The organism is Sulfitobacter sp. AS59, assembly GCF_038899995.1.
Classification (GTDB): domain Bacteria; phylum Pseudomonadota; class Alphaproteobacteria; order Rhodobacterales; family Rhodobacteraceae; genus Sulfitobacter.
In genome coordinates, this window is sequence record NZ_JBBMQK010000006.1 from 32,342 (window position 1) to 45,247 (window position 12,906).

Annotated in this window: 10 protein-coding genes; 8 read left to right on the forward strand and 2 right to left on the reverse strand. The window is 57.9% G+C overall.

Annotation, left to right across the window (positions count from 1 at the left end):
* Window positions 1-68: 68 nt before the first annotated feature.
* Window positions 69-1,322, forward strand: coding sequence for a VWA domain-containing protein (locus tag WNY39_RS13690; protein ID WP_342846293.1), 1,254 nt, complete (start codon window positions 69-71; stop codon window positions 1,320-1,322).
* Here the strand turns inward: WNY39_RS13690 and purL are convergent.
* Together purL and WNY39_RS13700 are read right to left on the reverse strand one after the other, a co-directional pair.
* Window positions 1,319-3,478: a phosphoribosylformylglycinamidine synthase subunit PurL gene (gene purL / locus WNY39_RS13695; protein WP_342846295.1), complete on the reverse strand. Its 2,160-nt coding sequence runs from the start codon at window positions 3,476-3,478 to the stop codon at window positions 1,319-1,321. The genes WNY39_RS13690 and purL overlap by 4 nt on opposite strands.
* A 252-nt stretch (window positions 3,479-3,730) precedes the next feature.
* Complete coding sequence (locus WNY39_RS13700) at window positions 3,731-4,636, reverse strand: LysR family transcriptional regulator (RefSeq protein ID WP_341234423.1); 906 nt, start codon at window positions 4,634-4,636, stop codon at window positions 3,731-3,733.
* 244 nt (window positions 4,637-4,880) lie between these two features.
* Between WNY39_RS13700 and WNY39_RS13705 the strand changes: the two genes are divergently transcribed.
* The 7 genes from WNY39_RS13705 (at window position 4,881) to WNY39_RS13735 (ending at window position 12,840) form a co-directional block, all read left to right on the forward strand.
* Entirely contained in the window at window positions 4,881-8,297 is a 3,417-nt protein-coding gene (locus tag WNY39_RS13705) for an indolepyruvate ferredoxin oxidoreductase family protein (RefSeq protein WP_342846298.1), read from the forward strand.
* A gap of 66 nt (window positions 8,298-8,363) precedes the next feature.
* Window positions 8,364-9,251, forward strand: a complete 888-nt coding sequence (locus WNY39_RS13710) for a lysophospholipid acyltransferase family protein (protein WP_342846300.1) — start codon at window positions 8,364-8,366, stop codon at window positions 9,249-9,251.
* Window positions 9,252-9,263: 12 nt separating this feature from the next.
* Window positions 9,264-10,073: an aspartate/glutamate racemase family protein gene (locus tag WNY39_RS13715; protein ID WP_342846302.1), complete on the forward strand. Its 810-nt coding sequence runs from the start codon at window positions 9,264-9,266 to the stop codon at window positions 10,071-10,073.
* A 34-nt stretch (window positions 10,074-10,107) separates the two neighbouring features.
* On the forward strand, window positions 10,108-11,133 hold the full coding sequence (gene argC / locus WNY39_RS13720; protein ID WP_342846303.1) for an N-acetyl-gamma-glutamyl-phosphate reductase: 1,026 nt from the start codon (window positions 10,108-10,110) through the stop codon (window positions 11,131-11,133).
* A 6-nt stretch (window positions 11,134-11,139) separates the two neighbouring features.
* Window positions 11,140-11,583: a cytochrome c maturation protein CcmE gene (gene ccmE / locus WNY39_RS13725; RefSeq protein WP_342846305.1), complete on the forward strand. Its 444-nt coding sequence runs from the start codon at window positions 11,140-11,142 to the stop codon at window positions 11,581-11,583.
* A 79-nt stretch (window positions 11,584-11,662) separates the two neighbouring features.
* Window positions 11,663-12,274, forward strand: a complete 612-nt coding sequence (locus tag WNY39_RS13730; RefSeq protein WP_342846307.1) for a holin-associated N-acetylmuramidase — start codon at window positions 11,663-11,665, stop codon at window positions 12,272-12,274.
* Window positions 12,265-12,840, forward strand: a complete 576-nt coding sequence (locus tag WNY39_RS13735; RefSeq protein ID WP_342846309.1) for a holin family protein — start codon at window positions 12,265-12,267, stop codon at window positions 12,838-12,840. Before WNY39_RS13730 ends, WNY39_RS13735 begins: the two co-directional genes overlap by 10 nt.
* The last annotated feature ends 66 nt before the right edge of the window (window positions 12,841-12,906 follow it).

The window sequence follows — 12,906 nt, forward strand, 5'->3', positions numbered from 1 at the left end:
TGTCCTATTCCAAATGGAGATAAATCCTCGGGGGTTTGGGGGCAGACAGCCCCCATGACGTAACAATTATGGTCGAACTTCCCGAACTTGAACTCCCCGATAACCCCAAACTTGCGGGCAATATCACCCATTTCGCCCGTGCCTTGCGCCGTGCGGGCCTGCCCATTGGGCCGGGCCGGGTCATTGACGCCATTCGCGCGGTCGAGGCGGCAGGTTTTACCGATAAGGTCGATTTTTACTGGACGCTTCATGCCTGTTTCGTGAACCGACCGGAACACCGCCGGGTGTTTGCGCAATTGTTCCGGCTCTATTGGCGCGATCCGCGCTACCTTGAACATATGATGGCCGCGATGCTGCCGGCCATTCGTGGCGTGCAGGAAGACCGCCCCGCCCAAGCCGCCGAAAAACGTGCGGCGGAGGCGTTGCTGGATGGCGCGCAGGCCCCGCAGAGCGAAGGCGAGGAGAAAGAGCCCGAGGAAACGCTGGTCGAGGTCGATGCCAGCCTGACCATGTCCACCCAGGAACGTCTGCGCACGCTGGATTTCGAACAGATGAGCCTTGCCGAGATGGCAGAGGCCAAGCGGATGCTGGCGCGGCTGACCTTGCCCGTGAAACCCATGCCATCACGGCGCAGTATGACGGCACCGAATGGCCGCATCGACGTGCAAAAAACCATGCGGGCCGCGCTGCGGCGCGGGGGCGAGATGGACAAGCTGGCGTTTAAACAACCGCGTCCGCGCTACCCCAATCTGGTTGTGCTCTGCGACATTTCAGGATCGATGAGCCAATATTCCCGCGTTGTGCTGCATTTCCTGCACGCGGTCAGCAACGCCAAAGGGGCGGGCTGGGCAAAGGTGCATGCCTTTACCTTTGGCACGCAGCTGACGAATATCACCCGCCATCTGGCCACCCGCGATGTGGATGCCGCGCTCAAGGCTGCGGGCGCGCAGGCGCAGGATTGGGAAGGCGGCACGCGCATCGGGTCCTGTATCGAGGCGTTCAATCGCGACTGGTCGCGGCGCGTGATGGGGCAGGGTGCCGTGGTGTTGTTGATCACCGACGGGTTGGATCGCGATAATCCTGATGATCTGGCGCGTCAGATGCAGCGGCTACACTTGACGGCGCGGCGGCTGATCTGGTTGAACCCTCTGCTACGTTGGGACGGTTTCGCGCCCAAGGCCGCGGGCATCCGCGCAATGCTGCCCCATGTGGACAGTTTTCGGGCGGGCCATTCCATTGCGTCGCTTGAGGAGCTGGCCAACGTGATTTCCCGCCCGGATGACATGGGCGAGAAAACACGGCTTATGGGAATGATGGATTAGGCGAAGGTTTCGGCAAATGTACCGCGATAGGTTGCGCTCAGCTCGGCCAGCGGGGCAGTGACACCGCCAAGGCTCACTTGATCGCCGCCGAATTTACCGACGCTTTCCAGATGCAATCCGGCCTGAGACGCGGCAATCATTAGCGCTTCGGCTTGGTCAAAGTTGCAGGCGATCAGATAGCGCGCCTGATCTTCGCCAAACAAGGTTTGCGTGTCAGCGGAATCAAGCGAAACACCGATACCAGCCTCTTCGGCCAGTTCGAACGCGGCGAGGGCAAGACCCCCGTCGGACAGATCGGTACAGGCTTTGATCATCTCGCGGTTGTTGCGGATAAATTCACCGTGGGCTTTTTCGGCGGCCAGATCGACCTTGGGTGCGTCGCCGTCGCGGCGGTTGAACACCTCTAGCAGCAGGGCGGATTGGCCCAGATGACCCTCTGTCGCGCCCAGAACCAGCGCCACATGGCCATCGCGCACGTCTTTGCCGATGATGTCGTCAATATGGTTCAGCAGGCCCACAGCGCCGATTGTGGGCGTGGGCAGGATGCCTTTGCCGTCTGTCTCGTTGTAAAGCGACACGTTGCCCGACACGATGGGCATGTCCAGCGCCGATACGGCCTCGCTGATGCCTTTGATGGCGCAGACGAACTGGCCCATGATCTCGGGCTTTTCTGGGTTGCCAAAGTTCATGTTGTCGGTTGTCGCCAAGGGCAGGGCCCCGACGGCGCACAGGTTACGATAAGCTTCGGCGACGGCCTGTTTGCCACCCTCGAATGGGTTTGCTTTGACATAGCGTGGCGTCACGTCCGACGTGAAAGCGATGGCTTTGTCGGTGCCGTGGACACGAACGATACCTGATCCCAGACCGGGGGTGCGGGCGCTGTCGCCCATGACCATGGTGTCATATTGTTCGTAAACCCACGCTTTGGAGGCGTAGTTCGGGCTGGCCAGCAAGGCGCTAAGCCCGTCAATCGGGTCAATGCCCGGCACATCCGACAGCGGTTCGGCTGCAGGGGTTTCGACCCAAGGGCGGTCATATTCAGGGGCGGTGCCAGAAAGTGCCTTCAGCGGCAGGTCGGCTTTGACCTCGCCATTATGCACGATCAAGAAGCGGTCCTCGGCGATTGTTTCACCGACGATGGCGAAATCGAGGTCCCATTTGTCGAACACGGCTTTGGCTTCGGCTTCAAGCTCGGGGCGCAGAACCATCAGCATGCGTTCCTGGGATTCGGACAGCATCATCTCATAGGCGGTCATGTTCAATTCGCGGGTCGGTACCTTTTCAAGGTCCAGACGCACACCAAGGTTGCCCTTGTCGCCCATTTCCACAGCGGAACAGGTCAGGCCAGCAGCACCCATATCCTGGATCGAGATCACGGCACCCGTGGCCATCAGTTCAAGCGTCGCTTCCATCAGGCGCTTTTCGGTAAAGGGGTCGCCGACCTGCACTGTGGGGCGCTTGTCTTCGATTGTGTCGTCAAATTCTGCCGACGCCATGGTCGCGCCGCCAACGCCGTCGCGGCCGGTTTTCGCACCAAGATAAACGACGGGCATGCCGACGCCGGAGGCTGCGGAATAGAAAATTTTATCTGTGTCGGCCAGACCGGCTGCAAAGGCATTCACAAGGCAGTTGCCGTCATAGGCCGTGTCAAAGCGGACCTCGCCGCCGACAGTTGGAACGCCAAAGCAGTTGCCGTAGCCGCCAACACCCGCGACCACACCATGCACCAGCTGGCGTGTTTTGTGATGCTCGGGAGAGCCGAAGCTGAGGGAGTTCATCGCGGCAATGGGACGTGCGCCCATGGTAAAGACATCGCGCAGAATGCCGCCAACGCCGGTTGCTGCACCCTGATAGGGTTCGATGTAGGAGGGGTGGTTGTGGCTTTCCATTTTGAAAACCAGCGCCTGACCGTCGCCGATATCAACGATCCCGGCATTTTCGCCCGGCCCGCAAATAACCTGTGGGCCCTCGGTCGGCAGCGTGCGCAGCCATTTCTTGGAGGATTTATACGAGCAATGCTCGTTCCACATCGCCGAGAAAATCCCAAGCTCGGTAAAACTTGGTTCGCGTCCGATGATATCAAGCAGGCGCTTGTATTCTTCGTCGTTGATCCCGTGGCTTGCGATAAGTTCTGGCGTGATGGCTGGTTCGGTCATAGTGCGGATATCCCCCTAGCAGATATGGCGGTACTCTTAGAGTAAGGCTGGCGCGGGGAAAAGGCCAAAGGGCCGTTGGGCCATAGCCAAAAAAAAAGGCCGAGCATAAAGCTCGGCCAAGTCCAACAGGGAGGTATGAAGTGACAGCCCAAAGGCGTCGGTCTTCATACTGCCCAATTAGGTGGCACATCTGCACGGATCAAGACAGAATTTTGAAAAATGCGGCATGCCCGCTATGCGAAAAACGCATAGCTATTCGGCGCGGCGGTCCCGCAGGTGTTTGCGGTGGGTGATGATCTCGTCTTGGACAAAGTCCTTGAACGCCGCGACACGCTTTGAGGCGCGTAATTCTTCGGGGTAGGCCAGAAATACCGGAACATCTGCCGACTCGGTATCGGGAAGAACCTGCACAAGGTCTGGGAAGTCTTCGGTCAGGTAATTGGGCAGAACGCCGATGCCCAAATGGTGAATGACGCCCTGAAGCACCCCAAAGTAGTTGTTGACCGTCAGCATCGACCGAACGTCATGCATCATAAGCCGTTGAACAAGGGTCAAACCGGCATTCACCTGATCGCTTTCGGTGTTCTGGCAGATCAGGCGGTGCTCCGACATATCCTCAAGCCGTTGGGGTGTGCCGTGTTCGGCCAGATATTCGGGCGAGGCAAAAAGGCGCATCTTGATCATCATCAGCTTTTTGCGGACCAGATCAGCCTGAGAGGGTTCCTTCATGCGGATTGCGACATCGGCTTCGCGCATGGGCAAGTCCAGCACGCGCTCTTCCAGCATCAGGTCCACTTTGAGGTCTGGGTATTTCTCGTATAGTTTGGGCAGGCGCGGGGCGAGCCATAGGGTGCCGAAGCCTGTGGTCGTAGTGACGCGCAATTCGCCGAACACTTCTTCTTCGCTGTCGCGAATGCGGGCGGCGGCGGTGTCCAACCGTTTGCTCATCGCGACGGTGGCATCAAATAACAGTTCGCCCTGTTCGGTCAGAATCAGGCCACGGGCGTGACGGTGGAACAGATTGGTGTTTAACTGTTCCTCAAGCCCGCGAATTTGCCGACTGACGGCGGATTGCGACAGGTTCAACTTATCACCGGCATGGGTCAGGCTGCCGGCATCTGCGACAGCGTGAAAAATCCTGAGCTTGTCCCAATCCATGAGGACTTCCTTTTTTAAGGATGATCTTTATCAAAGAGCACCGTTTTTGCGCCAAGTGCTCTTTAAAAACAACCCTTAGCAATGGTGCAGTGCAAACTAGCGCAGGAAAGATGAATATCCCATTGTTTATGTCAATTATTTCATCGTTTCGCCTGAGGGGTATCGGAAGACGACGCTAGACAGGTCAGCTTTTATGACCTAGATTGATGTAAATGGATCAATCGCTCGTACGGGAGGACGCGCTATGGGTACTCAAAAGATTTCTTTGAATGATCGGTTCGACTTGGAAAAGTCCCCCGTTTTGCTGAACGGTACGCAAGCGTTGGTGCGTATGATGATGATGCAAAAGGCGCGTGACCGGGCCGCTGGTTTGAACACTGCCGGATATGTGACAGGCTATCGCGGCTCGCCGCTGGGTGCCGTCGATTTGCAGATGGAGCGCGCAGCAAAGCCATTGGCCGAATACGACGTCTTGTTCGAAGCCGGCTTGAACGAAGATTTGGCGGCGACCGCCCTTTGGGGCACCCAGCAGGCCGAATTGCGCGGTGAGGGCAAATACGACGGTGTCTTTGGCCTGTGGTATGGCAAGGGGCCGGGGGTGGACCGCTCCGGCGACGTCATGCGCCACGCCAATATGGCCGGGTCGTCCAAGCATGGCGGCGTGCTGATGGCCATGGGCGACGATCACACTGGTGAGTCCTCGACCGTGCTGCACCAATCCGAATGGGCGATGGTCGATGCCTATATGCCCGTGGTCAGCCCGGCAGGCGTGCAAGAGATACTGGATTACGGCATCTATGGCTGGGCACTCAGCCGTTTCAGCGGCCTTTGGGTCGGCCTCAAGACGATGAAAGACACGGTCGAGGCAACGTCGGTCGTGAATGGCGATCCGAACCGAATGAAATTGGTCACGCCGCAATTCGACATGCCAGAAGGTGGGCTGAACATCCGTTTGGTTGATACACCGCATCTGCAAGAAGCGCGGATGATCGACCACAAACGCTATGCTGCCGAGGCTTTCAGCCATGCCAACAAGATGGACAAACGCATGTGGGGCAAGGCGGGTGCCAAGATTGGCATCGCGGCAGCTGGCAAAAACTGGCTGGACGTGATCCACGCCATGAGCTTGCTTAACATCGACGAAAACGAAGCCGAACGTCTGGGGATCACCCTTTACAAGATCGGCCAGACCTTCCCGTTGGATATGAAGGGGTTCCACGCCTGGGCCGAGGGCCTTGATCTGGTGATCGTGGTCGAGGAAAAGCGCAAGCTGATCGAGGTACAGATCAAAGAGGCGTTGTTTTCCGACACCCATCGTCGTGTCTATGGGTGGCACAAGGGGGGCGGTGCCGGGATGGAGCATGGCGAAGAGCTGTTCCCGACCCGCGGCGCGCTTGACCCGATCTGGATCGCTGAAAAGCTGGGCGGCATCTTTATCGAAGAAGGCCGCAACACCGATGGCATCAAAGCCGGGATGGAGGCGCTGGACACAGCGCGCCGTGCTGATAACGCCGAAGATATCGCCGCGCGTGTGCCGTATTTCTGCTCGGGCTGTCCGCATAACTCGTCCACCAAATTACCGGATGGCAGCCGCGCCTATGCGGGGATCGGTTGTCATTATATGGTCCAGTGGATGGATCGTGAAACCACAGGCTTCACTCATATGGGGGGCGAAGGCGCGAATTGGATCGGTGAATCGCGTTTCTCGACCCGTGAACATGTGTTCCAGAACCTTGGCGACGGCACCTATAACCATTCCGGCATTCAGGCGATCCGCGCTGCTGTCGCGGCGAAAACCAACATTACCTATAAAATCCTGTACAATGATGCGGTTGCCATGACCGGCGGCCAGCATAACGAAGGCGATCTGGACGCACCGCGCATTGTCGCGGAATTGCAAGCAATGGGCGTACAGAACATCGCCGTGGTCTATGACGAGAAAGAAGACGTGGACACGGCAGCCTTTAAGGGCGTGCCAATGTTCGAGCGTGCCGAGCTGCAAACGGTGCAAGAGAACTTTACCAAGCATAAAGGCGTCAGCGCCATCGTCTATATCCAGACCTGCGCTGCGGAAAAACGTCGCCGTCGCAAGCGGGGGCTGTTTCCTGACCCCGACAAGCGCGTGTTCATCAATACGGACGTCTGCGAGGGCTGTGGCGATTGCGGTGTGCAATCCAACTGCGTGTCGATTGTTCCGGCGGAGACTGAACTGGGGCGCAAGCGCGCGATTGATCAATCGTCTTGCAACAAGGATTTTTCCTGCGTCAAAGGGTTTTGCCCGTCTTTCGTAACGCTTGAGGGCGCTAAAATCCGCAAGGACCCGACGACCGAGGTTAAAATTCCCGATCTGCCAATGCCCACGCTGCCAGCGATAGATGGCACGTTCAACGTTGTGATTACGGGTGTCGGCGGTACGGGTGTTGTGACCATTGGTGCCGTGCTGGCACAGGCCGCACAGATCGACGGCAAAGGTGCCGGCATGATGGAAATGGCTGGCCTTGCCCAAAAGGGTGGCGCTGTGCATATCCATTGCCGTCTGGCCAACCGGCCCGAAGACATCAGCGCGATCCGCGTGGCCACAGGCGAGGCCGACGCGCTGATTGGTGGCGATCTGGTTGTGTCTGCGGGGACCAAAACGCTGGGTCTGACCCGCGCTGGGCGCACAGGCGCGGTGGTGAATTCGCATCAGATCATCACGGGCGATTTTACCCGCGATACCGAATTCCAGATGCCCTATGACCGCCTGACCCTCGCCCTTGAAGCACGCTTAAAGGACGATGTGGCGCTGTTTGACGCATCCGATCTGGCCAAGGCGACGCTGGGGGATTCGATATACTCCAACATGATGATCTTTGGTGCCGCGTGGCAAAAGGGGCTGGTCCCGCTGTCGCTCGAGGCGCTGCAAGAGGCCATCCGGCTGAACGGGGCCGCTGTTGAGCGGAACCTTAGGGCGTTTGAGTTGGGCCGCTGGGCGGTTTTACACCCTTCCGAAGCCGCGCAGGTCATAACGCCAAATGTGGTGCAATTGCCCAAAACGCTGGACGACCGCATTGCCTTTCGGATGGATCACCTGAAGGCCTATCAAGGCAAAGGATTGGCCAAACGCTATGCCAAGATGTTGGCACCGGTCACGGATAAAGCTCTGAAAGAAGCAATGGCCTTGGGCTATCACAAGCTGTTGTCTTATAAGGATGAATACGAGGTTGCGCGGCTGTTGAAAACAACACGCGACAAGGTGAATGCCGAGTTTGATGGCGATCCCAAAATCACCTTTAACCTTGCGCCGCCGATGCTGTCCAAGACCGGCGCGGATGGACGCCCGATGAAACGTGCCTTTGGCGAATGGCTGGAAATGCCGCTGGCCGTGCTGAAACGGCTCAAATTTCTGCGTGGCACGCCATTTGATCCCTTTGGCCGGACAGAAGAGCGCCGGATGGAGCGGGCGCTGATCAAGCAGTATGAGGCCGATATGAAGGACGTGCTGCCGAAACTGACCGACCAAACCCGCGATGCAATCGTCGCACTGGCCGAACTGCCCCTGCAAATCCGCGGCTTTGGCCCGGTGAAACAGGCGAACGAGGCCAAAGCCGCCAAACGTCGCGAGGAGCTGCTGGCCGTGATCCACGCAGGGGGCACGACGACGTCTAAAGCCGCTGAATAACGGGCTGTCATCTGGCTGTCATGAAGGTGGTGTACGGCAGGGCCGTTGTCCAAAAAGGAGCCTGAAATGGGTCAGCTCAAGCCGCTTTCCGCCCGCGAGATCAGTTATGCCTATTCGGCCCGCAGCAAACCGGGCCGAGCCTTTATCCGCTTGATGGAAAATTCCACCGGCAGATTGGGGTTGATCAAACGCGCGTCGGGCTATGAGCAGGACATGGCGGCGGGCGGTTGCTTTTTCGATGTGATGGCGCGGCGCTATGGGCTGAGCTTGGATGTGGTGGGCGGTGGTTTGGACAGTGTTCCGGCGACAGGTCCGGTGATTTTTCTGGCTAATCATCCCTATGGCATTCTTGATGGGTTGATGCTGGGGCATATCATGTCCCGCACGCGGCCCGATTTCAAAATCATGGCGCATTCGGTTTTTAACCGCGCGCCGGATTTGAACCAGCATCTGCTGCCCATCAGCTTTGACACAACCAAAGAGGCGCTTGCGCTAAACCTGCACACCCGCAAGACGGCGCTTGAGTATCTGGGGCAGGGCGGGGCCGTGGGCATCTTTCCCGGTGGGACGGTCAGCACCGGCGCGCGGCCGTTTTCGAAACCGATGGACCCAAGCTGGCGTAGCTTTACAGCGCGGATGATTGCCAAGTCGCAAGCCGTTGTTGTACCTATCTATTTCGACGGTCAAACCAGCCGCATGTTCCAGATTGCCAGCCATTTGCACAGTAGTTTGCGCATGGGTCTGCTGATCAAGGAGTTCCGCAAACGCGTCGATAGCCCCGTGCGCGTTGTGATTGGCGACCCGATTGGCAGAAACGTGCTGAACCCTTTGTCAAAAGACGCAAAAGCGATGATGGATTTCCTGCGCAAAGCCACGTATGACTTGTCTCCGGACCCGGGCAAAATTTTTGATCTGGGATTTGAGTTTGAAGATCGGCATCGTGCCGACAGGTGACGGCAAGAGAACATGGCAGTTGGTATTTTCGATTCGGGCCTTGGCGGGCTGACCGTTTGGGACGCTGTGCAGGCGCAGTTGCCCGATGTGGATTTCGTGTATCTGGCCGACAGCGCCCATGCGCCTTATGGCGTGCGCACGGCGGATGACATCTATAATCTGACGGTTGCCGCGACCCAGCGGTTGTTTGATGCGGGCTGTGATCTGGTGATTTTGGCGTGCAACACCGCATCGGCTGCCGCGTTGCGGCGGATGCAGGAATCTTGGGTGCCGTCGGATAAACGCGTTTTGGGTGTCTTTGTTCCCCTGATCGAGGCGATGACAGAACGCGAATGGGGCGATAATTCCCCCCCGCGCGAGGTGAATTTGAAGCATGTCGCGCTGTTTGCAACGCCTGCGACTGTGGCCAGCCGGGCGTTCCAACGTGAACTGGCGTTTCGGGCGATCGGTGTCGATGTCGAGGCGCAAGCCTGTGGCGGCGTCGTAGATGCGATTGAGGACGGCGATTTCATCTTGGCCGAGGCCTTGGTGCGCAGCCATGTGGATGCCTTGCAGCGCAAGATGCCACATCCGCAGGCGGCCATTCTGGGCTGTACGCATTATCCGCTGATGGAAGAAACCTTTCGCGATGCGCTTGGCCCCGACGTCAAAGTGTTCAGTCAGGCCAATCTGGTGGCGCGCAGTCTGGGCGATTATCTGAAACGGCATCCCAATATGATGGGGACTGGCACGGCCGCGTTCCTGACCACGGGTGACCCCAAAAAAGTCAGCAGCCGGGCAACGCAATTCTTGCGACGACCGTTGACGTTTCAGGCCGCATAACACTTTTACTTCTTTTCCAAACGGAACCCGACATATGTATAATATCGCAATTCTTGGTGCCTCTGGGTACACAGGTGCCGAACTGATCCGGCTGATCGCCAATCATTCATCCATGCAAATCAAGGCTTTGGGTGCAAACTCTAAAGCTGGGCAATCGATGGCCGAGGTGTTCCCGCATCTGCGCCATCTGGACCTGCCAGCGCTGATTACCATCGACGAGATTGATTTTTCAGACATCGATCTGTGCTTTTGTGCATTGCCGCATAAAACCAGCCAAGAGGTCATCGCCGCCCTGCCAAAAGACCTGAAGATCGTGGATCTGTCCGCCGATTTCCGGTTGCGCGACCCCGAGGAATACACCAAATGGTACGGCAATCCCCATGCCGCCCTTGAGCAGCAGAAAGAAGCAGTTTACGGGCTGACCGAATTCTACCGTGACGAGATCAAGAACGCGCGGCTGGTTGCTGGTACGGGCTGTAATGCCGCCACTGGCCAATTCGCGCTGCGGCCGTTGGTTGAAAAAGGCGTGATTGATCTGGATGATATTATCCTTGATCTGAAGTGCGCCGTGTCTGGTGCGGGGCGTGCGCTCAAGGAAAACCTGCTGCATGCGGAGCTGTCCGAAGGGTATCATGCCTATGCCGTTGGTGGGACGCATCGGCACTTGGGTGAATTCGATCAGGAGTTTTCAGCCATCGCAGGCCGTCCGGTCAAAGTGCAGTTTACCCCGCATTTGATCCCCGCCAATCGCGGTATTCTGGCAACCGTCTATGTCAAAGGCGACGCGCAGGTGATTCATGATACCCTTGCCGCCGCCTATGCAGACGAGCCGTTTATAGAGGTGCTGCCCATGGGCGAGGCACCAAGCACGCGGCATATTCGCGGGTCGAACTTTTGCCATATCGGCGTTGTTGCCGACCGGATCGAAGGGCGCACAATCGTGATTGCCGCGCTGGATAACCTTACCAAGGGATCAAGCGGGCAGGCGTTGCAAAATGCCAATCTGATGTTAGGTATTGAAGAGACCGAGGGGCTGATGATGGCCCCGCTATTTCCCTGAGGGTGCATGAAAAGTCTTAAAAAGCAGCGTCGGATTCAGGTGATCGCAGTGGCGGTGGTGGCTTTGGTGCTGTCCACCGCGCTGATCGGCTATGCGATGCGTGACGGCATTAACTTTTTCCGCGCCCCAAGTCAGGTGATCGCAGAGCCGCCCGGCCCGAACGAGGTGTTTCGCATCGGTGGCTTGGTCGTCGAAGGGTCGCTGATCCGTGGTGATGGCGAGACAATCCGCTTTTCCGTGACCGACGGCGGGGCAATTGTTCCTGCGACCTATACCGGCGTTCTGCCCGATTTGTTTGAGGAAAACCAAGGCATGGTTGGCACGGGGCGTTACATTAACGGCGTCTTTGAAGCGACTGAAATCCTTGCCAAACATGACGAGACTTATATGCCCAAGGAAGTCATAGACGCGTTGAAGGACCAAGGCGTTTATGTAGAGCCTGAGAGCTAGGACCGAACGGACCGCTTTTCATACGTTAACGAAAGACCCTGCACCTTTGCGCAACTGAAACGCGCAAGGGGGTATGCAGATGAGCTCGGTCAAAGACATCGCAAGGGACATCGTTGCCCGTGAAGGCGGGTTTGTGAACGATCCGGATGATCCGGGCGGGGCCACGAATTTTGGCGTCACGATCCACACAATGCGCCGCTTGGGCGTCGATTTGAACGGTGACGGTGTGGTGGATCAGCGTGATCTGCACCACCTGACACAAGAAGATGCCGTTGATATCTTTATCCAGCATTATTTCCATGCGCCCCAGATCGCAGGCCTGCCCGAGGGACTGCATGCCAGCGTGTTCGACATGTATGTCAATGCGGGGGGCAATGCGGTGAAAATCCTGCAGCGGCTTTTACGGACCATGGGCTATGATATCGCGGTCGATGGCGCGCTTGGACCGCAAAGCCACACTGCGGCCCATGATGCCTATGCGCGGGCCCCGCAGGAAATGGTGGACGCCTACGGCATTGCGCGGCGGAACTATTATTTACGACTGGCCGATCAACGCCCCGCCAGCCGCAAATACGCCCGTACAAGGGCTGGGGGCAAAGGCGGGTGGATCAAGCGGGCCGAGGAATTCATCGCCCCGAAATATCACCTAAGCCAGTCAGCATTCAGCGAAAGGACAGCATCATGGGGGTGATCGACAAGGTGATCGGGCTGGTGTTTGGCAACAGCGGTGAGATGGTCCGCGACACAGTCGAAGTCTTCCGCGAAAACGCCGAAAAAGGCGCGCAGCGGTCTGCGGCGGCACAGGATCAGGCGATGGCGCAATATGCCGCCGAGTTTGCGATTGAACGCAAGGGCGGGTTTGACCGCTTTATGGATGGGTTAAACCGGCTACCACGCCCCGCGCTGGCGCTTGGCACGCTGGGGTTATTCGTGGCGGCGATGGTCGATCCGATCTGGTTTGCGGCGCGTATGCAAGGGATTGCGCTGGTGCCCGAGCCGTTGTGGTGGTTATTGGGCGTGATCGTATCGTTCTATTTCGGCGCGCGGCATCAGGTGAAAACCCAGGAATTCCAACGCTCTATCGTGCGCACGATTGCGCAGGTGCCTCAGGTGGTGGGCAACATCCGGTCGATCGATGCCTTGCGCCACGATTCCGTTCAAGTGGCCGCGACAGGGGCTGATGCGGCGCTGTCTTTGGCGGTGATCGAGGATGCGGAAAACCCCGCGCTTGAGGATTGGCGCAAAGCGGCGGCCTAACTGCGACGCTTTGCGCGCCAAGAGGGCGTGAATGGGCATGGCAAGGTGCGCGTTTGCGGCCTATAA